Source organism: Oscillibacter acetigenes, from assembly GCF_025567605.1.
Lineage (GTDB): Bacteria > Bacillota > Clostridia > Oscillospirales > Oscillospiraceae > Oscillibacter > Oscillibacter welbionis.
In genome coordinates, this window is record NZ_JAOQKG010000001.1 from 1 (window position 1) to 23,047 (window position 23,047).

Consider the following 23,047-nt stretch of genomic DNA (forward strand, 5'->3'; position numbering starts at 1 on the left):
CCGACTACGGCATCTGCGGCGACCTGTTCAAGGTCACCCCCATGCTGATCGAGGCCATCAAGGCCGCCAAGGCTGCGAAGTAAGCGAATAAAAGCCAAGAGCCGCACGGGCAAAGCCCGTGCGGCTCTGTTCTGTTTGAACACCTATGGGGGATACCGGCAGTTCAGGACTCTGCGCGCTCGGCGGCACAATCCGGATGCTCTGCGACAAACTCCGCCTCAGCCTCCGCCAGGATCTTTTTGTCTGCCTTGGTGGTGAGTTGGGATTTATCGAATTTGGCGAACAGGTCCGGCCGCCGTTCCATAGTGCGCTTGTAGCTCTGCTTTTTCCGCCAGGCAGCCACCTTACCGTGGTCACCGGAGAGCAGGATCTCCGGCACTGCTCGACCGTGCCATTCAGCCGGGCGGGAGTATTGGGGATATTCCAGCAGCCCGTTCCAGTGGGATTCCTCCTCAAAGCACTCCGCATCCGGCAGAACGCCGGGCACCATGCGGCACACCGCGTCCGCCACCGCCATGGCGGGGATCTCTCCACCGGTGAGGACGAAGTCCCCCATGCTGATCTCCTCGTCCACACACTCGTCCAGGAACCGCTGGTCCACACCCTCATAGTGGCCGCAGACCAGGATCAAGTGGTCATATCGCGCTTTCAGCTCCTTGGCAACTTCCTGGGTGAAGGTGCGGCCGCAGGGGGAGAGGAAGATCGTCCGTCCGGGGCCGTAGGTCTCCACGATGTGGCTCCAGCAGCGGTACAGGGGATCTGCCTGCATGACAGCGCCCCGGCCGCCGCCGTAGGGATAGTCGTCCACCTGCATCTGCCTGTTGGTGGTGTATTGGCGGATCTGGTGGCTCTGGATGGAGATATAGCCTCGCTGCTGGGCCCGGCCCAGGATGCTCACGTTCAGCATGGCGTCCACTGAGTCTGGGAACAGCGTCATGATGTCAATTCTCATCCGTGGCCATCCCTTCCCAAACCTGGACCTCCATCCGGTTGGCGTCCAGGTCCACCGATTTGATAAACACATCCGGCACGGCGGGGATCAGATACTCCCGCGCTCCCCTGACCGTGTAGACCTTGTGAGCGGGATAGGAGTCCACCCGGGTGATCTCGCCCAGCGTCTCGCCGGTGGCGGCGTCACAGACGGTCATGCCCAGCAGCTCCGCATCAAAGCAGGCGCCCTCCGGCAGCTTGGCGTCTGCCCGGCGGATATACAGGTTCTTACCCTTCAGGGCCAGGGCCGCGTTCATATCATCCACGCCGGGGAACTTCATCAGCACCAGGGACTTGTGGACGTGGTTGGCGGTGGGGGTGACGGGGGCCCCGTCCAAATAGAACGTCTGGAACTGGGTCAGGAAGGCAGGGTCCTGGCCGTCCGGCTGTACCCGCACCTCGCCCCGGATGCCGTGGGCGTTGACGATGCGGCCGATTTTGATGGTTTCCAATCTCATAGGAGCGCTCCTTTGGGAAGTGATGGCACGCCGGGCCGTCTCCGACCCGGACAGGAGGCAGGCGGGCCCCGTACCCTCCTGCCTGACAACGTTTATTGGCTTGTTTCTGTGTCCGCCCTTCCCAGGGCGGAGGCGGGGAACAGAGAGATGGTCCCGTTGTCGTTGAGATAGCGCAGCAGGGACAGCAGGATGGGCAGGCCGAACAGGCCCACGATGCCAAACAGGTGGTTGCCCACAAACATGCTCATCAGTGTCAGCACAGGATGCAGGCCGATCTGTGCCCCCACGATCCGGGGCTCGATGATGTTGCGGATGACGGTGATGATGACGTACAGAACCAGCAGTGCGAAGGCGTGGGGAAGATCTCCGCCCAGCGCGGAGAGAATGACCCAGGGGATCATGATACCTCCGGTGCCCAGAACGGGGAGAATGTCGAAAATAGCGATCAGCAGCGCCACCAGAATCGCACGGTTCACGCCGATGAGGGTCAGACCGACGGATAGTTCCACAAAGGTGATGGACATGATGAGGGCGTAGGAGCGGATGCAGACGAACAGCGTTCCCACCACATACGCCTTGACCTGGAGTACCAGATTCCGGGTGCTCCCCTGGAGGCAGCCCAGGCAAAACCGCACGATCTTCTGGTAGTCGACGGCGATGAAGAATGTGGAAATCACCATCAGCAGCAGCCGGATCAGGAAGCCGGGCAGGGAGGTGGCGAAAGAGGTGGCCATGGACACACCGCCCACCAATACGACGGAGAGACTGGAGACCAACTGCCACAGCATATTGAGCAGCTGGGACTGCAGCTCCTGCAACGCGGACATGAGGGAGGGGTCCAGCTTGGCCAGCAGCTCCTCCAGCCAGGCGAAAAAGTCAGTGAGCTCCGGGAGAATATAGGCGGAATAGAGCGAGGGAATCTGCTGCACCACAGATGTGATAGTGGCCGTGATCCGGATTCCCGCCAGCGCCAGCAGCAGGCCGATGGTGCCGTATGTGAGGACCACCAGCAGTACCGCCACCAACCCCTTGGGCGCGTGGAGCACCCGGGAGAGGAAGCGGATGGGGCGGCGCAGAACATAGGCGATCAGAAACGCCAAGACGAACGGCAGCAGTAGCGGCAGCGCATACTGCAGCAACAGATAACTCAGCACCAGAATCAGCGCTAGATAGGTCACATCAATGATGAATTTTTTCTTTTTTTCTGTGGACACCAAAAGCCTCCAATCCCACAGGCAGCGTCACCTGACGCTTGCGGTGTAGTACAAGTAAGCAGTGGAACGGGCTGGCCGAAGCGGCGGGGCCGCAGCCCGGACAGCGGCAGCGAAATGATCGAAAAAGGAGGAGGCCTGGCCTCCTCCTTTCGGATCTGGCGGAAGCGGCCCGCCGGATGATCGGTTCAATCTACAATATCTACGGAAACCTTCTGGCCGGTGCGCTGGGCATAGGACCGGATGACAGTCCGGATCTCCTTGGCGATGCGGCCCTGCCGGCCGATGACCTTTCCCATGTCGTCGGGGGCGACGCGCAGCTCCAGCGTCAGCTCCTGGGGACCCTCCACCTCAGTGACAGAGACGGCCTCCGGATCATCCACAAGGTTTCTGGCGATGTAGAGCAGCAACTCTTTCATGCCCGATCCTCCGGATCAGAGGACTTCTACTTTTTTCAGCAGAGCTCTGACGGTGTCGGTGGGCTGGGCGCCGGACTTGATCCAGGCCTGGGCGCGCTCCGTGTCGATCTTGATCTCAGCAGGGGAGACGCAGGGGTTGTAAGTGCCGATCTCCTCGATGAAGCGGCCGTCCCGGGGGAAACGGGAGTCCGCTACCACAACGCGGTAGAAAGGAGCCTTCTTGGCGCCAAGGCGGCGCAGTCTGATTTTCACCATAATTTGTTACCTCCAACAGTAAACTCGAAATTTTTTATCTATAAATGCATAGCACTTATATCCACTTTATTTCAGCCGCTTCTTGCGACCGAAGCCGTGCATCCGGCTGCCCAGGCCGCCGCCTCCCATTTTGGAAAGCCGTCCCCGGGTCATCTGCTTGGTCAGCTGCTGCATCATATCGAACTGCTTCAGCAGCCGGTTCACATCCACCACCTCCAGGCCGCAGCCGGCAGCGATGCGCTTTTTCCGGCTGGCGTTCAGGATCTGGGGATTCTCCCGCTCCAGCGGGGTCATGGAGAGGATGATGGCCTCCGTGTGGGCCAGGGCCTTGTCATCGATGGTGGCACCGGCCATCTGGCGGCCCAGAGCACCGGGCATCATGCTGGCGATCTGGCTCAGGTCACCCATATTCCGCAGCTGCTGGAGTTGTTCGTAGTAATCCTGCAGCGTCAGGCGGTTTTTCCGGAGCTTTTCCTCCAGCTTGGCGGCCTGATTTTCGTCGTAGGTCTGCTGGGCCTTTTCGATGAAGGACAGCATATCGCCCATACCCAAAATGCGGGATGCCATCCGGTCCGGATGGAAGGGCTCGATCATATCCAGCTTCTCGCCGGTACCCACGAACTTGATGGGCTTGCCGGTGGAGGCCCGAATAGAGAGAGCAGCGCCGCCACGGGCGTCGCCGTCCAGCTTGGTCAGCACCACGCCGTCGATGCCCAGCGCCTCGTCAAAGGCAGTGGCGGCGTTCACCGCATCCTGGCCGGTCATGGCATCCACCACCAGCAGGATCTCATTGGGATGGACGGCAGCCTTCATCCGCTTCAGCTCATCCATCAGGGACTCATCCACATGGAGCCGGCCGGCGGTGTCCAGGAAGACCATATCACTGCCGTGGTCCCGGGCATGGCGGATTGCATTCTCTGCAATCTGCACCGGGTCACCCTGACCCTGCTCGAATACCGGCAGGTCCAGCTGGCCACCCACCACCTTCAATTGCTCGATGGCGGCGGGACGGTACACGTCGCAGGCGGCCAGCAGGGGCCGCTTGCCAAGCTGGCGGCGCATCAGCCCCGCTAGCTTGGCGGTGGTGGTGGTCTTGCCGGCGCCCTGCAGGCCCACCATCATCACAACGGTGGGACCGCTGTTGGCCATGGAGAGCCGGGCGGTGCCGCCGCCCATGAGCTTTGTCAGCTCTTCGTTGACGATCTTGATGACCTGCTGGGCGGGCGTGAGGCTGTCCAACACGTCGGACCCCACAGCCCGCTCTGTCACGGTAGCCACGAAGTCCTTGACCACCTTATAGCCTACGTCGGCCTCCAGCAGGGCCAGACGGACTTCCCGCATGGCCTCCCGGACGTCGTTCTCTGTCAGGCGGCCCTTGCCCCGCAGCTTCTTGAATGTTGCGTTCAGTTTTTCGGTGAGCCCTTCAAATGCCATGCGATCATTCCTTCAAAGCGGTGGCTTCCGCGTGAATCAATTCCGCCAGCTCAGTCAGACGGGGGTCCTCATACTGGCGGTAGTTGATGGTCTTCAGCTCGGCGGCTGCATCCTCGATGGCCTGCAAATGGCCCCGCATCTGCTCGAAGCGCCGGATCAGGCCGGTCTTGTCCTCCACCTCCTGCATGACGCCCTCCGCCCGGACGATCACGTCCCGGACGCCCTGGCGGGAGATGCCGGCGTTTTCCGCGATCTCAGCCAGAGACAGGTCCTCATTGTAATAGAGGTCAAAGAATTCCTTCTGCCGCTCGGTGAGGAGTTCGCCGTAAAAATCGAAGAGCATGGTCATGCGGTATGTCTGATTTTTCATGAACTCCCTCATTTCTGTAAAGCTGTATTCCTTTACAACGAGAAATAGTTTACAGGATTTTGCCGGAAAAGTCAAGGGGAAAAACGAAAGAAATCCGGAAAAAATTCCCCTCCGGCAGACCGGAACGGCTTGCCAAATCCGCGTTTGCGGCATAGACTGAGAGGGACTGAACAGAACGGAGGGAGTTTATGGTATTCGACGCGCATTCGGATCTGCTGTACGATGTGACCCGGCGGCGCCTGCTGGGGGAGCGGCGGGTGCTGGAGCACCACCATCTGGACCGGCTGCGGCGGGGCGGCGTGGAGGGGCTGGTGCTGGCCGTCTGGGCCAGCGGTCCCCGAGAGACGTTCTGGAAGGACACCGCCTGGAAGGATCCTGCATCCAATTTGGGCCGCACCCATCAGATATTTGCCTGTGCCCGGGCAGACCTGGCGGAATGTCCGCAAATCCGCCCGGTCCACACCGCAGCGGAGGCAGAGGCTGCCCGGGCAGCGGGCCAAATCTACGCCTTCCTGGCGGTGGAGGGCATGGCGGCCATCGGCGGGAACCCCGCCGGCGTGGACTGGTACTACGGCCAGGGCGCCCGGCTGGGGATGCTCACCTGGAACGAGACCAATGCCCTGGCCGCCGGAGCCGGAGGCGATCCTCAGGCGGGGCTGACGGAGGCGGGACGCCGGGCGGTGCGCCGGATGGGAGAACTGGGGATGGTGGTGGACGTGTCCCATCTGAACGACGGCGGCTTCTGGGACGTGATGGACCTGGCCGCCGGGCCGGTGATCGCATCCCACTCCAACTGCCGTGCCCTGTGCGATGTGCGCCGGAACCTGTCCGACGACCAGCTGCGCCGCATCCGGGACACCGGCGGCGTGGTGGGGCTGAACGCCTTCCACGGCTTTGTCCACGCCGAGCCCCGGCAGCAGACCGCCAGGACCCTGGCCCTCCACGCCGTCCACATGGCGGAGGTCATGGGGGTGGAGCATGTGGGCTGCGGCTTCGACTTCTGCGAGTTTATGGGCCCTGGAAACGAGGGGGCAGAGGGCCTGGAAAGCGCCGCCCACATCCGGAACCTCTTCTACTGGCTGGAAAAGCTGGGGATGAACCGGCAGGAGCTGGAAATGGTCGCCCGGGGCAATTTTCTGCGGGTTCTGGCGGGGCCAGACCTGCCGCCGCAATGAGAAAGACAGCTGCTCCCCATCGGAGCAGCTGTCTGATTTTCTGCATCACGGCTGTGTGAAGCCTAGATAGCGGGTGCCCTGAAAGGTCAGGCGGCCCGTGTCCCCTTCCACCAGGAGACCATACTCCCGGCCACTGACGGAGAACTCCATCCGGTCACCGCTCTCCACCTGAAAGGTGACATAGTACCGGGTGGAGGTGGTCATGTGATGGGTCTCGCCTCCGTGGTGATGGTGGGAGACATCGATCCGCTTGGCCACCACAGTGGCCTCCACCGTCAACCGGGGGGAGTTGTTGTTCCGGTGCCACTGGCTGACACCCCGGACGATCATCACAATGAAGAGACAGAGCACCAGGGCGAAGATCAGAAAGAACAAAATTTCGAATCCGCCGCCGAACATAAAGGAGTCTAAAAGCCCCATGCCGCCAAAGCCGGGCGTGGTCATGAAGATCCCACCTTTTCCTCTTGTTGAGACTGATTTTACCAGATACCGCATAAGTCGGCAAGAAAGAATTTGAATTATGGGAAGAGATATACTATAATAATCCCATGTTGTATTCCACAGAAGAGGAGTTGAGACCTTGGAAAGAACCAGAATCCAACTGGCCGACGGGGTGTATCTCACCTATCTGCCGGCCAGAAAGTTCAAGACCAGCCTGCTCTCCGCCCAGTTCGTCACCCCGCTGCAGCAGGAGACTGCCTCCGCTTATGCGCTGCTGCCGGCCATCCTGCGCCGGGGCACGGTGCGCTATCCCGACCTGGGGGCGTTGTCCGCCCGGCTGGACCGGCTGTACGGTGCCTCTGTGGACTACACCGTCCGCAAGCAGGGCGAGAATCAGTGCGTAGGCTTCGTGGCCAGCTTTATCGACGACAGCTACATCCCCGGTGGGGAACAGCTGCTGGAGCCGGTGGCGGAGCTGTTGGGAGAGCTGCTGTGCGATCCCGTGACCGAGCGGGGCCGCTTTGTGACCGCTTATTTTGAGGGGGAGAAGACCAACCTGATTGACGCCATCCGCAGCCAGGTGAATGACAAGCGGGAGTATGCCTACGCCCGATTGCTGCGGGAGATGTGCGACGGGGAGCCCTACGGCATCAGCCGCCTGGGCGACGAGGCGGGTGCGGAGAAGCTGCAGATGCCAAAGCTCCACGCCCTGTACGGAGAGCTGCTTGCCACCGCCAGGCTGGAGCTGTTCTACTGCGGCAGCGCATCCCTGGAGCGGGTACGGGAGGCGTTGGCCGCAGCTTTCGCCACGCTGCCCAGGGATGGGATCCGGGACATCGCTCCGTCCACGCCCCATCCGGCCCGGACCGAGGTGAAGCGGGTGGAGGAGGCCATGGACGTGACTCAGGGCAAGCTGGGTATGGGCTTTGCCTGCGGCAGCGACGACTACGCCGCCGCGCTGATGGGCAATACCCTGTTTGGCGGCAGCAGCAACTCCAAGCTGTTTTTGAACGTGCGGGAGAAGCTGTCCCTGTGCTACTACGCCTCGTCCGCCTACCACCGGCAGAAGCGGCTCATCACCGTCTCCTCCGGCATTGAGTTCCAGAACTACCAGAAGGCCTATGACGAGATCATGGCCCAGCTGGCCGCCGTGCAGGCTGGCCGCCTGGAGGACTGGGAGCTGGAGGGCGCCCGCAGTACGCTGCTGAATGCCTACGCCTCCATGGGAGATTCCCAGGGGAAGCTGGAGAACTTCTACCTGGGCCAGGCGGCCACCGGACAGGAGGACACGCCGGAGCTGCTGGCGGAGCAGGTGCGGCACGTGACGGCGGAACGCATCTTTGACGCCATGCAGACCGCCTCTCTGGATACGGTGTACTTCCTGAAGGGAAAGGAGACTGCGGAATGAAGCAGACGTTTTACGAGCGGATCGGCGAGTCCGTCTACCGGGAGGTGCTGCCCAACGGATTGCAGGTCTGCGTGGTCCCCAAGCCGGAGCACGCCAAGAAGTACGCCTTCTTTGCCACCCGGTACGGCGGGATGGACACCCGCTTCTGTCTGGACGGTAAGTGGCTGGACACACCGGCGGGCATCGCCCACTATCTGGAGCACAAGATGTTCGACACCAAGGAGGGTAACGCCCTCCAGGAGCTGGCGAAAAACGGCGCGGAGCCCAATGCCTTCACCTCCAACGCCATGACCGGCTACTACTTCGACTCCACGGAGCACTTTGAGGAGAATCTGGAGATCCTGCTGTCCTTCGTCTCTATCCCCTATTTCACGGAGGAGAGCGTGGCCAAGGAGCAGGGCATCATCGGCCAGGAGATCCGCATGATCGAGGACAACCCCGACTGGCAGCTCTACACCCGGATGATGCAGGCCCTGTACCAGAAGAGCACTGCCCGCACCTCTATCGCCGGGACGGTGGAGAGTATCTCCCACATCACAGCGGAGACGCTGTACGACTGCCACAAGGCATTCTACACCCCCTCCAACATGATTTTGACAGTGGTGGGCAACGTGGATCCGGTCCATGTGGCGGACCTGGCCCGGCGGATCCTACCCCGGGAGGGCGGGCCTGCGATCCCCCGGGACTACGGCCAGGAACCCGCCCAGGTGGCGGCAAAGGAGACCCGCATGGCCATGGAGGTCTCTGCCCCTCAGTTCCTGACGGCCTACAAGTGCGCCCCGGCGGCGGACGGGGAGGACTACCTCCGTACCGCCGTTCTGGGAGACATGGCCTGCGACATCCTGCTGGGGGATTCCAGCCACCTGTACCAGCGGCTCTATGAGGAGGGGGTCATCAACACCAGCTTCGGCGGCGCCTTTGAGATGATGCCGGGCGTGGCATACCTCTATGCCGGCGGCGACAGCAAGGACGCCCGCCGGGCCGCCGCTGAGATCCAGAGGGAGGCGGAGCGCCTGGCAGCGGAGGGCATCGACGAGGACTATTACCAGCGGGTGCGCCGGGCGTCCTTCGGCTCCAACCTCCGGGGGCTGAACTCCTTTGAGAACATCGCCGTGACCCTGACGGAGGGGTATTTCCACGGCTATGATCCCTTCCGCTTCCCCCAGGTGTTCGACTCCATCACCAAAGAGGACGTGGCCGCCTTCCTGCGCCGCAATCTGACCGCGGAGCGGGCTGTGCTCAGCGAGATCGTGCCTAGGGAGAACTGAATCCAAGACAGAGAAAGAGGGGGAACCCCATTTGAGAGCATTACAGGATATGCCCATCAGCTTTCCCGGCCTGTTCGGGGACTGGTCCTTCAATCCCGACCCTATCGCCGTCCATATCGGCCATGGGATCTACTGGTACGGCATCATTTTGGCCATCGGCCTGCTGGCGGGCCTGGTGCTGTGCATGAAGCAGGCCAAGCGCTACGGCCTGACAGAGGACAATGTGCTGGATATGGTGCTGTGGGCGGTGCCCAGCTGCATCATCGGCGCCCGCCTTTACTATGTGATCTTCTATCTGGACCTCTACCGCAACGCCGATGGCAGCTTAAACTGGGGCGAGATGGTGGCGGTCTGGGACGGCGGCCTAGCCATCTACGGCGCGGTGATTGCCGGGGCCATCGTGGCATTTTTCTACACCCGGCACAAGAAGATCAAGATGGGCGCCATGACGGACCTGGCGGTGATGGGCCTGCTGCTGGGCCAGTGCATCGGCCGCTGGGCCAACTTCATCAATCGGGAGGCCTTCGGCGCCGAGACCACGCTGCCCTGGCGGATGCGCCTGTGGACCAGCGCCACGGAGTATATCGAGGTCCATCCCACGTTTTTCTATGAGAGCCTGTGGAATCTGATCGGGCTTCTGCTGATCCTGCTCGTGGTCTCCAAAGCCCGCCGGTTCGATGGGGAGAACACCTGGTTCTACTTCCTGTGGTACGGCCTGGGCCGGTTCTGGATCGAGGGGCTGCGGACGGACAGCCTGTATCTCTTTAACTGGACGTTCCTGGGGCAGCCCATCCGGGTGTCTCAGGCGCTGAGTCTGCTTCTGGCAGTCACCGCCGCGGTGATGCTGTTCTACAACATCAAGATCAAAAAGCACTCGCGGGATGAGTTGCTGGTGAATCAGGTGGCGGCGGAAGCCGCCGAGGGGACGGCAGAGGCGGATATTTCCACGGCGGAAGCGGGAGAGAGTGTCCCTGCCGGACAGGAGGAGCCGGAGCTCCCCCAGCCGCCGGAGACCCAAAACGGGGAAGGGGGAGAGACTGATGGCAACACGCATTGACGGCAAGGCGCTGGCGGCCAAGGTCAAGGCGCAGACGGCAGAGGCAGCGAAGTCCCTGTACCGGCGGCCGGGCCTTGCGGTGATCCTGGTGGGGAATGACCCCGCCTCCCGGGTCTATGTGACCGGGAAGGAAAAGGACTGCGCCGAGTGCGGTTTTTTGAGCTTTGAGCACGCCCTGCCGGAGGACACCACACAGGAGACGCTGCTGGACCTGATCCAGGAGCTCAACCGCGACCCGCAGGTGGACGGCATCCTGTGCCAGCTTCCTTTGCCCGGGCATCTGGACGAGGAGGCGGTGCTGAACGCCATCGCCCGGGACAAGGACGTGGATTGCTTCCACCCCTATAACGTGGGCCGCCTGATGATCGGTGATCCGGTGTTTCTGCCATGCACCCCTGCCGGCGTCATGGAGATGCTGCGGGAATACGGCATCCCCGTCCGGGGCAGGCGGTGCGTGGTGCTGGGCCGCAGCAATATCGTGGGCAAGCCCATGGCCATGCTGCTGCTCCAGCAGGACGGCACCGTGACGGTCTGCCACTCCAAGACGCCGGGACTGGCGGCCATCACCCGGGAGGCGGACATCCTGGTGTCCGCTGTGGGCCGGGTGGGTCTTGTCACACCGGATATGGTGAAGGAAGGGGCCGTGGTCATCGACGTGGCCATGAACCGGAACAGCGAGGGCAGGCTCTGCGGCGATGTAGACTTCGCCGCGGTAGAACCCAAGGCATCCTACATCACTCCGGTGCCCGGCGGCGTGGGGCCCATGACCCGGGCCATGCTGATGCGCAATATCCTCACCGCAGCCCGGAACCACCAGGCGGAGAAGTGAACAGACGAAAAGAGCGCCGCGGCCAAAAGCCGCGGCGCTCTTGATTTGTATGGGGAGAAGCTACCGTTCCTCCCGGAAATACGCCAGACCCAGGCTGGCGGGGGGCTGATTCTCCTTCTTGTTCCGCAGGGAGACAAAAATCAGCACCGCGATGGTCACGAGATACGGCAGCATGTTGAAGAGGTACGTGTCCCGCCGGCCCAGGCCGGGGATGATGAGGTACACCCAGAACAGCAGGCCGAACAGGTAGGAGCCCCAGATAGCGTTGACTGTCCGCCAGGTGGCGAAGATCACCAGCGCCACGGCCAGCCAGCCCAGGGACTCGATGGTGCCGTCGTTGGCCCAGGTGCCCTTGATGTAGTCCATGGTGTAGTACAGGCCGCCGAGACCGGAGACACCGGCGCCCACGCAGGTGGCCAGGTACTTGTTGCGGGAGACGTTGATGCCCGCCGCATCGGCCGTGGCAGGATTCTCACCCACGGACCGCAGGTTCAGGCCCGGCCGGGTGCGGTTGAGGAACAGCTGCAGCACCACGGCCAGCACAATGGCCAGATATACCATGAAGCCATAGCTGAACAGCAGCCGCCCAGGAAGCCCCAGGTCCGACAGGCCGGGGATGGTGGCCCGGTACACGGCGCTGGTGGCGGCTACGGAGATCTGGCCCACGCCGCCGGCCATGGAGTTCAGGGTGCCGCCGAAGAAGTTGGCCACACCGCCGCCGAAGATGGTCAGCGTCAGACCGGTGACGTTCTGGTTGGCCCGGAGGGTGATGGTCAGGAAACTGTACAGCAGACCGCCCAGGGCGGAGGCGGCGAACGCCGCCAGCAGAGAGATCACCAGACACACGAAACCGGAGGGATCGGGATTGTTGAACTCATAGAAGAAGGAGGCCGCCAGTCCCGCAATACCGCCCAGATACATGATCCCGGGGACGCCCAGGTTCAGGTTGCCGGATTTCTCTGTCAGGATCTCGCCCATGGCGCCGAACAGAATGACGGTGCCGAACTGGATAGCAGACTGAATCAGCTGAACAATTTGGTCGACGCTCATTTGGCCCCCTCCTTTCCGCTCCGCAGGATGATGCGGTAGTTGATGAAAAATTCGCTGCCCAGAATGAAGAACAGGATGATGCCCGTAATGATATTGGAGGCGTAGTCATTCAGGTTGAACTGGGAGGCGATCTGAATGGCGCCCTTCTGCAGAAACACCAGCAGGAAGGAGATCAGGATCATCACAAAGGTGTTGAACTGAGCCAGCCAAGCCACGATGATGGCGGTGAAGCCACGTCCGCCGGCGGTGGAGGTGGAGATGGTGTGGCTGGCGCCGGCCACGGCGATGAAGCCTGCCAGACCGCAGATGGCGCCGGAGATAGCCATGGTGCGGATGGTGACCTTCTTCACGTTGATGCCGGCGTACCGGGCGGTGTTCTCACTGTCGCCCACCACGGAGATCTCATATCCCTGCTTGGAATATTTCAGGTACAGGAACATCCCCACCGTCAGCAGCAGCACCAGGACAACATTCAGGCCGTATTCCTGGCCGAACAGCTCCGGGAACCAGCCGTCCTTGGTCCGCTGGTTGATGACGCCCACGGTATTGGAGCCCACGGGATTTTCCCACAGGGCCACAAAGTAGCTGGTGAGCTGGATGGCCACGTAGTTCATCATCAGGGTGAACAGCGTTTCATTGGTGTTCCACACAGCCTTGAAGGTGGCGGGCACCATGCCCCACGCCGCACCAGCCAGCAGGCTGACCACCGCCATGATGACCAGCAGCAGGGGGGTGGAGATATCGCCGCCGAAGGCCCGCATAAACCCGGCGGTGACGATGCCGCCGATGAGGATCTGTCCCTCGGCGCCGATGTTCCAGAAGCGCATCTTGAAGGCGGGGGCCAGCCCCACGCCGATGCACAGCAGCATCATGGCGTCCCGGACAGTAACCCAGCTGCGCCGGGGGGTGCCGAAGGCGCCGTCAAAGATGCCCTCGTACACCTGGAAGGGGTTCAGCTTGGTGACGGCGAAGATGAAGATGCCGCTCACGACCAGGGACAGCAGCACCGCGATGATCCGGATGGCCCATGCCTTGGGGCGGGCGATGCCGTCCCGCTTGGCGATGCGGAGCAGAGGCTCCCTGTGGGTCTTACCCTGTGTCATGCCTCCTTCGCCTCCTTTACAAAGCGGGTCATCAGCAGGCCCACTTCCTCTTTGGTGGTGGTGCGGCCGTCCACAATACCGCTGACCTGGCCGCCGCAGAGCACCAGGATCCGGTCGCACAGCTCCAGCAGCACGTCCAGGTCCTCGCCCACATAGATGACGGCCACGCCTTTCAGCTTCTGCGCCGTCAGCAGGTTGTAGATGGTGTAGGAGGTGTTGATGTCCAGGCCCCGCACCGCGTAGGCGGTCATCAACACCGAGGGATTCTGGGCGATCTCACGTCCCACCAGCACCTTCTGCACGTTGCCGCCGGAGAGCCGGCGGACCGGCGTGTTGATGCTGGGGGTCAGCACATCCAGTTCCTCCTTCACCCGCTCCGCCAGCTGGCGGGGCGGCTTGCGGTCCAGCAGGGGTCCCCGGCCGGAACGGTAGGTCTTGAGCATCATGTTGTCCGCCATGCCCATGGAACCCACCAGTCCCATGCCTAGCCGGTCCTCCGGCACAAAGGCCATGGACACGCCGATGTCGTGGATCTGCCGGGGATTCTTGCCCAGCAGCTCCTCACCGCCCTTGTCCACCGGCACATGCTGACCGGCGATGGGTTCGTCGGGGGCGGGGGGATGATAGATGACGTGGGACCCGGGCTGGGTAACCCGCAGGCCGGCGATGGCCTCCAGCAGTTCCTTCTGGCCGCTGCCGGAGATGCCGGCAATGCCCAGAATCTCCCCGCCGTAGGCGTCGAAGGAGACATGGTCCAGAGCCTTGATGCTGTCGGGAGTCAGGACCGTCAGATCCTTCACCTCCAGCCGCAGGTTGCGGTCCTCCACCAGGGGACGGTCGATGTTCAGCGTTACCGCATGGCCCACCATCATGTCCGTCAGCTTCTGGGGAGAAGTGTCGCAGGTGGCCACGTCCCCGATATAGCGGCCCTTGCGGAGCACCGCCACCCGGTCGGACACGTCCATGACCTCGTGGAGCTTGTGGGTGATGATGACCAGGGCCTTGCCGTCTGCCTTCATATTCCGCATGACATCGAAGAGCCGGTCCGTCTCCTGGGGGGTCAGCACGGCGGTGGGCTCATCCAGGATCAGGATGTCTGCGCCCCGGTAGAGGACCTTGATGATCTCCACCGTCTGCTTCTCCGACACGGACATGTCGTAGATCTTCTTGTTGGGATCAATGGAAAAACCATATTTCTCACTGATCTCCAGGATTTTGGCGGAGGCGGCCTTCAGATCCAGCTTGCGCTCTCCGTCCAGCCCCAGGACGATGTTTTCCGCTGCGGAGAACACGTCCACCAGCTTGAAGTGCTGGTGGATCATGCCGATGCCGCAGGCAAAGGCGTCCTTGGGGGAGGCAATGGTGGTGGGCTCGCCGTTCACCAGGATCTTCCCTTCGTCCGGGAAGTAGATGCCGGCCAGCATATTCATCAGCGTGGTCTTGCCGCTGCCGTTCTCCCCCAGCAGGGAGAGGATTTCGCCCCGCCTGATCTCCAGGGAGATATCGTCGTTGGCAACCACCTTGCCGAACCGCTTTGTGATGTGCCGCAGTTCAATGGCAGTGGTATGTTCCAAACAGATCATCCTTTCTTTTAGTGTCGGTTCCGCGCCATGGCCGCAGGCACATGCCTGCGGCGCGGGCCTCCGGAGGGAAAAGAAAAGGGAAAAAAGACCCCGGCGGCCGATGCCGCGGAGGGGATGGAGCGATTTGAGAGAAAGGGGCTGCCAAAGGGCAGCCCCTTTCGTTGGATATTTAGTTGTTGTTCAGCTCAGTGATGCCGTCGATCCGCAGGGAGAAGTACGGAGCGGAGCGCAGCACGGACTCCTGGAAGGCGCCGTCCACGATGGCCTCGCCGGTGTCGTTGACAAAGTCGCCGTCGCTGTCCAGACCGAACGCAGATGTCACATGACCGTCGGCGTCCACCTGATAGGACCCGTCGGCAGCGGGCTGGCAGGTGAACTTGGAGGTGTCGAACACCTTCAGGCTGCCGTCCTTGATGCTGGACCAAGCGGCGTCCACGGCCTCCTGGGTGCCCTCGGCGCACTCAGGCCCCAGCTTGGAGATCATCACAGCGTCCTCACTGATGCCCACGGCATAGTCCACGGGCACTTCCTCGCCGGCGATGAACTTCTCCAGGGTGTCCCGGTACAGGACGGACCAGTTGTTCTGGGAAGAGGTCAGAGCGGCGGTGGGCGCCACTTCCAGCATATCAATGTTGTAGCCCACAGAGTAGACCACAGAGCCGGCATCCTTCTGCGCCTGGACGGCGGAGGGGGCACCGGTGGAGTCGGCGTGCTGGCCGATGATGACGCAGCCGCGGGCCATCAAGGCATTGGCGGCCTCGCCCTCAGCCACGGGATCATACCAGGAGTTGGTGTACTGGACCTCCATGTAGGCCTCGGGAACCTGGGTCTGGATGCCCAGCAGGAAAGCGGTGTAGCCACAAACCACCTCGGCATAGGGATAGGCACCCACATAGCCCACCTTGGGATCGGTGACGGTGCCGGCGTCCATCAGCTCTTTCAGCTTCATGCCGGCCACCACGCCGGAGACGTAGCGGGACTCATATGTATAGGGGAACAGGTTCTTGTAGTTGTCCAGACCGGAGGTGGCGGCCATGTTGCCGGTGCAGGAGACGAAGGTAACGTCGGGATAATCCTCGGCGGCATCCAGCATGTAGCTCTGGTGGCCATAGGAGTCAGAGAAGATGATATTGCAGCCCTCTTCCGCCAGATCCACGGCGGCGTCATAGCAGTTTTCATCCTCCGCGATGTTGTAGCGGAAAATAACCTGAGAATTGGCATCAATACCTAACTCTTCACAGGCGGCAGTCAGGCCCTCGATATGGGCCGCGTCATAACCGGAGTTGATGTCGTGGACGCAGATCAAACCGATCTTGACATCCGCGGCGCTGCCGCTGGATTCCTCATTGGCGGCGGGGTCTTCGGCGGGGCTGTCGGTGCTCTCCTCGTCGGAGCCGCCGCAGGCCGCCAGGCTGAGCGCCATGACCAGCGTCAGCAGCAGTGCAAGGAACTTCTTCATTCTACTTTCCTCCTTAAAATAAAATTGGGTGGGTCACTGCAAGGGACAAAGCGGGGTGTTTCCCCTCTCTATTGCCATCATACAGGGTCAAACGGAAAAATTCAACCGGATTTTTACTTTTTTTAGGCGGATAGACCAAAAAAATACCGACCTAAATAGGTCGACCTTTGGCGGTGTGCACAATAATAAGACGAAAAAGACAAACAAGGAGAGCGTTTTTTTCGCTCTCCTTGTAGAAAATTGACAGATTGACCTTTTTTGGATCTTACATGGAGACGGCGGTGCCGGTTTTTCCGGCGATGCCGTCCTTGGCCTTCTCCAGCAGGGTGATGAGGGCCGTGCGGCCGGGCTTGGACGCGGCGAACTTCACGGCAGCCTGGACCTTGGGCAGCATGGAGCCGGGGGCGAACTGGCCTTCCGCCTCGTACTGCCGGGCCTCCTCCGGCGTCAGGTGATCCAGCCACTTCTGATCCGGCTTGCCGAAGTTGATGGCCACCTTCTCCACGGCGGTGAGGATGATGAGAGCGTCCGCGTCCAGGCTCTCCGCCAGCAGCTCGGAGGCGAAATCCTTGTCGATGACGGCGCCTGCGCCCTTCAGGTGGTTGCCCTCCGTCCGGTAGACGGGGATACCGCCTCCGCCGCAGCCAATGACTACATGGCCCGCCTCCATCAGCGTACGGATGGTCTCGATCTCCACAATGGCTTTGGGCTTGGGAGAGGCCACGCAGCGGCGCCAGCCCCGGCCTGCGTCCTCCATGACGCAGTTGCCCCGGCGGCGCATCTCCTCCGCCTCCTCCTCAGTCATAAAGGTACCGATGGGCTTGGAGGGATTCTGGAAAGCCGGATCCGCCGGGTCTACCTCCACCTGGGTGAGGACGGTGGCCACGGGCTTTTGGATGCCGCGGTTCAGCAGTTCCTCCCGCAGGGAGTTCTGCAGGTCATAGCCGATATACCCCTGGCTCATGGCAGTGCAGACGGACATGGGGGCGATGGGATGGCTGTGATCCTCCCGGGAGAGGGTGGTCATGGCGATGTTGATCATGCCTACCTGGGGGCCGTTGCCGTGGGCCACCACCACCTGATGGCCCTCCTGAATCAGGTCCACGATGGCCTTGGCGGTGTGCTTCACAGCGACCATCTGCTCCGGCAGGTTGTTGCCCAGGGCGTTGCCGCCCAAGGCGATAACGATACGTTTGCCCATAGTTGGTGTATCCCTTCTTCACAAATGATAGTGGTCGAACCTATCAGATAGTTTTGGCGGGAACGCCCGCGCTATTCCCGCCAAAACTTGAAATTTTTAGAACGATCAGAACAGCTTCCGCTTGCTGCCCTGGTCCAGGGCCATCAGCGCGGAGACCGGGTCCTTCACTTTGCTCATCAGGATCATGGCCGCGATGATGTAGGGCTTGTAGCTGGCCTCCTTGTACAGGGGCACCAGGTACCGGTCGAACACGGAGTTGTCCACCTCGCCCTCCGGGCAGCTGAGGCCGGTGATATCGGCGGGCAGGCAGTGCAGGTACAGGGCCTTGCCGTTCTTCGTCCGCTTCATCATCTCTTCGGAGCAGGTCCAGTCCTTGTGCTGGGCGTTCTGGGCCAGCAGCTGCTTCTCCAGAGCGTCGATACCCGCCTGGTCACCGGCCTGATACAGCTTGGTCCGCTGCTCCATGGCGGCAAAGGGCGCCCAGCTCTTGGGATAGACGATGTCGGCGCCGTCGAAGGCCTCCTCCATGGTGGAGACCTTCTTGTAGGAGCCGCCGGTGGCCGCCGCGTTCTTCTTGGCGATCTCCTCCACCTCGGGCATCACATCATAGCCCTCGGGATGGGCCAGCACCACGTCCATGCCGAACCGGGTCATCAGGCCGATGACGCCCTGGGGCACGGACAGGGGCTTGCCGTAGCTGGGGGAGTAAGCCCAGGTCATGGCGATCTTCTTGCCCTTCAGGTTCTCCACACCGCCGAACTCATGGATGATGTGCAGCATGTCCGCCATGCACTGGGTGGGGTGGTCCACGTCGCACTGCAGGTTCACCAGGGTGGGCTGCTGTTCCAGAATGCCGTCCCGGTAGCCCTCCTTCACGGCATCCATGAAGGTCTTCTGGTACTTGTGGCCCTCGCCGATGAACATGTCATCCCGGATACCGATGACGTCGGCCATGAAGGAGACCATGTTGGCGGTCTCGCGGACGGTCTCGCCGTGGGCGATCTGGCTCTTCTTCTCGTCCAGGTCCTGGACGGTCAGACCCAGCAGGTTGCAGGCGGAGGCGAAGGAGAACCGGGTGCGGGTGGAGTTGTCCCGGAAGATGGAGATGCCCAGGCCGGAGTCAAAGATCCGGGTGGACTTGTTCCGCTCCCGCAGGTCCCGCAGGGCGTCGGCCACGGTGAAGATGGCCTCCAGCTCCTCGTCGGTCTTGTCCCAGGTCCAGTAGAAGTCGGACTTGTACATGTTGTTGATGTGCAGCTTTTCCAGATGCTTGGCCAGCTCGATGGTCTTGGACATATTCAGCACTCCTTGTAATATGTGAAATTGTAGATGTATGGCGGCTCCGCCGCAGCGAAAGGAAAAACCAGGAAAAGGGTCTAGGGAAAAACCCAGGTTTTTCCCAGTTGATTTGCCTCCGGCAAATCAAGCAAATCGAATCATTTTCGCCGCGGCGTGTACGTGGCGAAAATGCCTTGACCCAGCCCCCCTTCGAAGCTCACCGGATATCGTTATCCGTGAGGCTCTGCCGGAACTCGGTGACGTCAGCGGTCTTGTTCTCGGGCTTGTACAGGCCGGGTACTGCGGCGTACAGGGCGGCACAGGTCACCAGATCCTGCTTCCAGGTGATCTCATTGGGGGCATGAGCCTGGGACTCGGCGCCGGGGCCAAAGCCCACGCAGGGGATGCCATATCGGCCCTGGATGGACACGCAGTTGGTGGAGAAGGTCCACTTGTCGGTGAGGGGACGGCCCTCCCGCAGGTGCATGGCGTCCCGCTTCTGGTCCGCGTCGGCATGGCCGATGCGCTTGTCGCCCCACAGGGCATGGTGAGCGTCCACCAGCGCCTGGACATGGGCGGCGCTCTCCTTGTTGATCCAGGTGGGGAAGAAGCACTCCGTCTCATAGACCTCGCCGGTCCAGGCGGGCCGGTCATACATGTACATGCTGACCTTCACATCGTCTCCGTACTTCTGGACGGCGGGCAGCTGCCGGATCTCCTCCAGGCAGGAGTCCCAGGTCTCGCCGGCGGTCATGCGCCGGTCGATGGAGATGGCGCAGCTGTCCGCCACAGCGCAGCGGGAGGGAGAGGTGTAGAAGATCTGGCTGACGGTGCAGGTGCCCCGGCCCAGGAACTGGGCGTCCTCGTAGTGCTCCGGATTGAATTCCGGATTCAGCATCTTCACCAGACCCTTCACCCGGTTGGAGGGGCCGTCGCCGCTCTCGTTCAGGGCCCGGACATCCTGGAGGATGTCGGCCATCTTGTAGATGGCGTTGTCGCCCCGCTCCGGCGCGCTGCCGTGGCAGCTGACGCCCTTGACGTCCACCCGGATCTCCATGCGGCCCCGGTGGCCCCGGTAGATGCCGCCGTCGGTGGGTTCGGTAGACACCACGAACTCGATCTTGCTGCGGGCGTCCTCCTGACCCTGGAAGTCCTTGTTGACGATGTACTGCCAGCACATGCCGTCGCAGTCCTCTTCCTGGACGGAACCCACCACCATGATCTTGTAGCCGGCGGGGATCAGGCCCAGATCCTTCATGATCTTGGCGCCGTACACGGCGGAGGCCATGCCGCCCTCCTGATCGCTGCCGCCCCGGCCGAAGATGACGGCGTCGTCCTCATAGCCCTGATAGGGGTCGGCCTCCCAGTTGTTGATGTTGCCGATGCCCACGGTGTCGATGTGGGAGTCGAAGGCGATGATCTTGTCGCCGTCGCCCATCCAGCCGATGACGTTGCCCAGGCCGTCGATCTCCACCTTGTCATAGCCCAGCTTCTCCATCTCCGCCTTGATGCAGTGGACAACCTCCTTCTCCTCACAGCTCTCGCTGGGGTGAGAGATCATCTCTCGCAGGAACCGGGTCATGTCGGCCTGATAGCCTTGGGCCGCCGCTTTGATCGCTTCAAAATCCATATCGCTGACCTCCATATCAATGTTTGGAATCCCGTCATTTCCACATCACGGATTGGCTTACCTATCCCTATCATAGCATAAGAAAACAGGATGTCAAACAAAAAATGAGAAAACCTAAAAATTTTTTTGAATCTCCGGCGCGGAATGCGCCGTCCGGCCGAAATGATTGCAAAACCAAAGGGCTTGTGATATATAATGGTAGAGTAAAAAGAACAGCAGATTTGGGATGGGGAGAGCTTATGCCGATACCGGAAAACGTGGAAAACCTGCGGAGAGTTTCCGCAAAGAGCAGCATTTATCAAGTGGTATGCAGCTGGATCATCACGGGTGTGCTGAAGCCGGGAGAAAAGATCGTTGATTCCGAGCTTGCGAAGCGATTCAATGTCAGCCGGACCCCGGTGCGGGAGGCCATTCAGATCCTGGAGGGACAGAAGCTCGTCTATGTGGTGCCGGGCCGGGCTACGGTGGTGGCGGATATTGACCCTGCGGATATTGAAAAATGCTACCGGACGCTGGCGGAGCTGCAGGGACTGGCGGCGGAGCTGGCCTGCGGCAGCCTCACGGACCGGGAACTGGAGCAGCTGGAGCGGATTCACGCCGCCTTTGTGGATGCCTGCGGCCGTAATGACGGCACCGATGCGATCACGCAGGACAACCTCTTCCATGACGCGATTGTCCGCGGGGCACACAACGAGTATGTGGAGGAATTTTCCCACACGATGATCCTCCATATCCAGCGGATCAAATACCATTATTTCCACTGTGACCGGCTGCGAAAGATTTCCGTTTCCCAGCATGGGGAAATCCTTCAGACCATCCAGGCCCGGGACAGCGCCCGCGCGAAGGAGCTGATGCGGAGTCACTGGCTCTGCTCCATGGAAAATAGCCTGCGGGATGTTGCGGGCATGATCCATGGAGCCGGCGCAGAATCCGGACAGGATGTTCTGACAAAGTAAAGATGGGAAGAAAAAGCCAGAGAGAGGACGCGGAGAGAATCCGGGTCCTCTCAACGTTTTCTGGGCGAATTCCATAAAATTGTATCCGGCCTCTGGTACGTTCCGTAGAAATCCTTTGGAGAGGCCGGGCTTTCGTTGACTTCCACAAGAGTGCGGTTCATAATGAATATGCGATATATTACATATTGCATATAAAGTATGACAGAGGTTGAGAAAGGAGCAGAGACATGGACAGAGACCAGCGGCTGATTGCGTTTTGCCAACAGGCTGTTCGAATCCCCAGTCCCTCCGGGCAGGAACGGGAAGTGGCCCAGCTGATGAAGCGCAAGATGGAAGAGTATGGTTTCGACGAGGTGCTCATCGACAGGTATGGCAGCGTACTGGGCCGGATGCGGGGCCGCCGGCCGGGAAAGACCATCCTTCTGGATGGGCACATTGACAATGTGGATGTGATCGACGCCGACGAGTGGACCCATGACCCCTTTGGCGGCGAAATCGACCAGGGGCGGATTTACGGCCGGGGCACATCGGATATGAAGGGCAGCGTGACGGCCATGATCTCTGCGGTTGCCCACTTTGCCGAGGACAGCGGCCGCGACTTTGCCGGAGAGATTTGTGTGTCCTGCACCGTTCATGAGGAGTGTTTTGAGGGGGTCTCCTCCCGGGAGATTACCCGGCTGGCGAAGCCGGACTTTGTCATCATTGGCGAAGCGACGTCCACCACTGTCAAGATCGGCCAGAGAGGGCGCGCGGAGGTGGTTGTGGAAACAGAGGGGGTGAGCTGCCATTCCTCGAATCCGGACAAGGGCGTTAATGCGGTCTACCACATGATGGCTGTGATCGAGGAGATCCGCCGGATCATCCCCAACGAGCACCCCATTCTGGGAAAAGGGATTCTGGAGCTGACAGACATCATCTCGTCCCCATATCCGGGCGCCTCGGTGGTCCCGGCCCTCTGCCGGGCCACCTTCGACCGGCGGACCCTGACAGGGGAGAACGAGGCCGTGATTCTCGGCCAGGTGGAGGAGGCAATCGCCCGCGCCAGGGAAAAGATCCCCGGCTTGAAGGCGCGGACCTATCTGGCAGAGGGGAAGGAGGTCTGCTGGACCGGGGAGGCCATCGCCGCGAAGCGGTATTTCCCGGCGTGGCTCATTGATGAGGACAATGAATATGTGCAGAAGGCGCTGGCCGGTCTGAAGAAAGCGGGAATCGAGGCGCCGATCTCTCACTTCTCTTTCTGCACAAACGGCAGCCACTTCTGTGGCGAGGCGGGGATTCCCTGCATCGGCTACGGCCCCTCTTTGGAGAGCCTGGCCCATGTGCGGGATGAATACATTGAAATTGAGCAGCTGACAAAGGCATGCAGAGGCTTCGCCAGCATCCTCCGGGAGCTGACACAGTAGAGCGCGGACTAGAAATCACGAATTTAAAAGGAATGGTTATAGCATTGGAGTAAATCTGATTATTATTGA

At 61.3% G+C, this 23,047-nt stretch carries 22 protein-coding genes; 7 read left to right on the forward strand and 15 right to left on the reverse strand.

What is annotated here, in order from left to right; all coding sequences use genetic code 11:
- Positions 1–163 precede the first annotated feature (163 nt).
- The 7 genes from trmD to ylxM form a co-directional block, all read right to left on the reverse strand.
- Positions 164–952: a tRNA (guanosine(37)-N1)-methyltransferase TrmD gene (trmD, locus tag OCV80_RS00005; RefSeq protein ID WP_119310816.1), complete on the reverse strand. Its 789-nt coding sequence runs from the start codon at positions 950–952 to the stop codon at positions 164–166.
- Positions 942–1,448: a ribosome maturation factor RimM gene (gene rimM / locus OCV80_RS00010; protein ID WP_021749093.1), complete on the reverse strand. Its 507-nt coding sequence runs from the start codon at positions 1,446–1,448 to the stop codon at positions 942–944. The genes trmD and rimM overlap by 11 nt, the downstream gene beginning before the upstream one ends.
- 92 nt (positions 1,449–1,540) lie before the next feature.
- The gene (gene ytvI, locus OCV80_RS00015) at positions 1,541–2,662 is read right to left on the reverse strand and encodes a sporulation integral membrane protein YtvI (RefSeq protein WP_119310817.1); all 1,122 of its coding nucleotides are present in this window, start codon (positions 2,660–2,662) and stop codon (positions 1,541–1,543) included.
- Positions 2,663–2,847: 185 nt separating this feature from the next.
- On the reverse strand, positions 2,848–3,078 hold the full coding sequence (locus OCV80_RS00020; RefSeq protein ID WP_021749090.1) for a KH domain-containing protein: 231 nt from the start codon (positions 3,076–3,078) through the stop codon (positions 2,848–2,850).
- Between the two features lie 15 nt (positions 3,079–3,093).
- A complete protein-coding gene (gene rpsP / locus OCV80_RS00025; protein WP_025543830.1) occupies positions 3,094–3,336 on the reverse strand; it encodes a 30S ribosomal protein S16 in 243 nt (80 codons plus the stop codon).
- Between the two features lie 63 nt (positions 3,337–3,399).
- Complete coding sequence (gene ffh, locus OCV80_RS00030) at positions 3,400–4,767, reverse strand: signal recognition particle protein (RefSeq protein ID WP_021749088.1); 1,368 nt, start codon at positions 4,765–4,767, stop codon at positions 3,400–3,402.
- Positions 4,768–4,771: 4 nt separating this feature from the next.
- Positions 4,772–5,137 (reverse strand): YlxM family DNA-binding protein, encoded by a 366-nt coding sequence (gene ylxM, locus OCV80_RS00035; RefSeq protein WP_036630187.1) that lies wholly within the window; start codon positions 5,135–5,137, stop codon positions 4,772–4,774.
- A gap of 188 nt (positions 5,138–5,325) precedes the next feature.
- Between ylxM and OCV80_RS00040 the strand changes: the two genes are divergently transcribed.
- Positions 5,326–6,312 carry a dipeptidase gene (locus tag OCV80_RS00040; RefSeq protein WP_256264452.1) on the forward strand — a complete coding sequence of 329 codons (987 nt, stop codon included), beginning with the start codon at positions 5,326–5,328 and terminating at the stop codon, positions 6,310–6,312.
- Between the two features lie 45 nt (positions 6,313–6,357).
- Here OCV80_RS00040 and OCV80_RS00045 read toward each other — a convergent pair whose 3' ends face one another.
- Positions 6,358–6,756, reverse strand: coding sequence for a DUF2500 domain-containing protein (locus tag OCV80_RS00045; protein WP_021749084.1), 399 nt, complete (start codon positions 6,754–6,756; stop codon positions 6,358–6,360).
- A gap of 136 nt (positions 6,757–6,892) precedes the next feature.
- On the opposite strand from OCV80_RS00045, the gene yfmF reads away from it, so the two are divergent.
- Genes yfmF through folD form a run of 4 tightly spaced genes read left to right on the forward strand, consistent with a single transcriptional unit; the run spans position 6,893 to position 11,315 of the window.
- Positions 6,893–8,161, forward strand: a complete 1,269-nt coding sequence (gene yfmF, locus OCV80_RS00050) for an EF-P 5-aminopentanol modification-associated protein YfmF (protein WP_136891649.1) — start codon at positions 6,893–6,895, stop codon at positions 8,159–8,161.
- Positions 8,158–9,429 carry an EF-P 5-aminopentanol modification-associated protein YfmH gene (gene yfmH, locus OCV80_RS00055; protein ID WP_136891650.1) on the forward strand — a complete coding sequence of 424 codons (1,272 nt, stop codon included), beginning with the start codon at positions 8,158–8,160 and terminating at the stop codon, positions 9,427–9,429. Before yfmF ends, yfmH begins: the two co-directional genes overlap by 4 nt.
- 31 nt (positions 9,430–9,460) lie before the next feature.
- On the forward strand, positions 9,461–10,486 hold the full coding sequence (gene lgt / locus OCV80_RS00060) for a prolipoprotein diacylglyceryl transferase (RefSeq protein WP_119310820.1): 1,026 nt from the start codon (positions 9,461–9,463) through the stop codon (positions 10,484–10,486).
- The gene (gene folD / locus OCV80_RS00065; protein WP_267288129.1) at positions 10,470–11,315 is read left to right on the forward strand and encodes a bifunctional methylenetetrahydrofolate dehydrogenase/methenyltetrahydrofolate cyclohydrolase FolD; all 846 of its coding nucleotides are present in this window, start codon (positions 10,470–10,472) and stop codon (positions 11,313–11,315) included. Before lgt ends, folD begins: the two co-directional genes overlap by 17 nt.
- A 60-nt stretch (positions 11,316–11,375) precedes the next feature.
- On the opposite strand, the gene OCV80_RS00070 is transcribed toward folD, so the two are convergent.
- The 7 genes from OCV80_RS00070 to OCV80_RS00100 all read right to left on the reverse strand — a co-directional run bounded on the left by OCV80_RS00070 (position 11,376) and on the right by OCV80_RS00100 (position 20,619).
- Complete coding sequence (locus OCV80_RS00070; RefSeq protein WP_267288130.1) at positions 11,376–12,365, reverse strand: ABC transporter permease; 990 nt, start codon at positions 12,363–12,365, stop codon at positions 11,376–11,378.
- Entirely contained in the window at positions 12,362–13,468 is a 1,107-nt protein-coding gene (locus tag OCV80_RS00075; RefSeq protein WP_267288131.1) for an ABC transporter permease, read from the reverse strand. The genes OCV80_RS00070 and OCV80_RS00075 overlap by 4 nt, the downstream gene beginning before the upstream one ends.
- On the reverse strand, positions 13,465–15,042 hold the full coding sequence (locus OCV80_RS00080; RefSeq protein WP_333637354.1) for an ABC transporter ATP-binding protein: 1,578 nt from the start codon (positions 15,040–15,042) through the stop codon (positions 13,465–13,467). Before OCV80_RS00080 ends, OCV80_RS00075 begins: the two co-directional genes overlap by 4 nt.
- Positions 15,043–15,220: 178 nt before the next feature.
- The gene (locus OCV80_RS00085; RefSeq protein ID WP_267288132.1) at positions 15,221–16,510 is read right to left on the reverse strand and encodes a BMP family ABC transporter substrate-binding protein; all 1,290 of its coding nucleotides are present in this window, start codon (positions 16,508–16,510) and stop codon (positions 15,221–15,223) included.
- Between the two features lie 265 nt (positions 16,511–16,775).
- On the reverse strand, positions 16,776–17,711 hold the full coding sequence (gene arcC / locus OCV80_RS00090) for a carbamate kinase (protein ID WP_267288133.1): 936 nt from the start codon (positions 17,709–17,711) through the stop codon (positions 16,776–16,778).
- Positions 17,712–17,816: 105 nt separating this feature from the next.
- The gene (gene ygeW, locus OCV80_RS00095; RefSeq protein WP_021747880.1) at positions 17,817–19,007 is read right to left on the reverse strand and encodes a knotted carbamoyltransferase YgeW; all 1,191 of its coding nucleotides are present in this window, start codon (positions 19,005–19,007) and stop codon (positions 17,817–17,819) included.
- Positions 19,008–19,206: 199 nt separating this feature from the next.
- Positions 19,207–20,619: a YgeY family selenium metabolism-linked hydrolase gene (locus tag OCV80_RS00100; RefSeq protein ID WP_036629531.1), complete on the reverse strand. Its 1,413-nt coding sequence runs from the start codon at positions 20,617–20,619 to the stop codon at positions 19,207–19,209.
- A gap of 239 nt (positions 20,620–20,858) precedes the next feature.
- Here OCV80_RS00100 and OCV80_RS00105 point away from each other — a divergent pair, with 239 nt between their 5' ends.
- Together OCV80_RS00105 and OCV80_RS00110 are read left to right on the forward strand one after the other, a co-directional pair.
- Positions 20,859–21,575, forward strand: coding sequence for a GntR family transcriptional regulator (locus OCV80_RS00105; RefSeq protein WP_021747878.1), 717 nt, complete (start codon positions 20,859–20,861; stop codon positions 21,573–21,575).
- A gap of 227 nt (positions 21,576–21,802) precedes the next feature.
- Positions 21,803–22,978 carry a YgeY family selenium metabolism-linked hydrolase gene (locus tag OCV80_RS00110; RefSeq protein ID WP_136891652.1) on the forward strand — a complete coding sequence of 392 codons (1,176 nt, stop codon included), beginning with the start codon at positions 21,803–21,805 and terminating at the stop codon, positions 22,976–22,978.
- Positions 22,979–23,047: the final 69 nt, after the last annotated feature.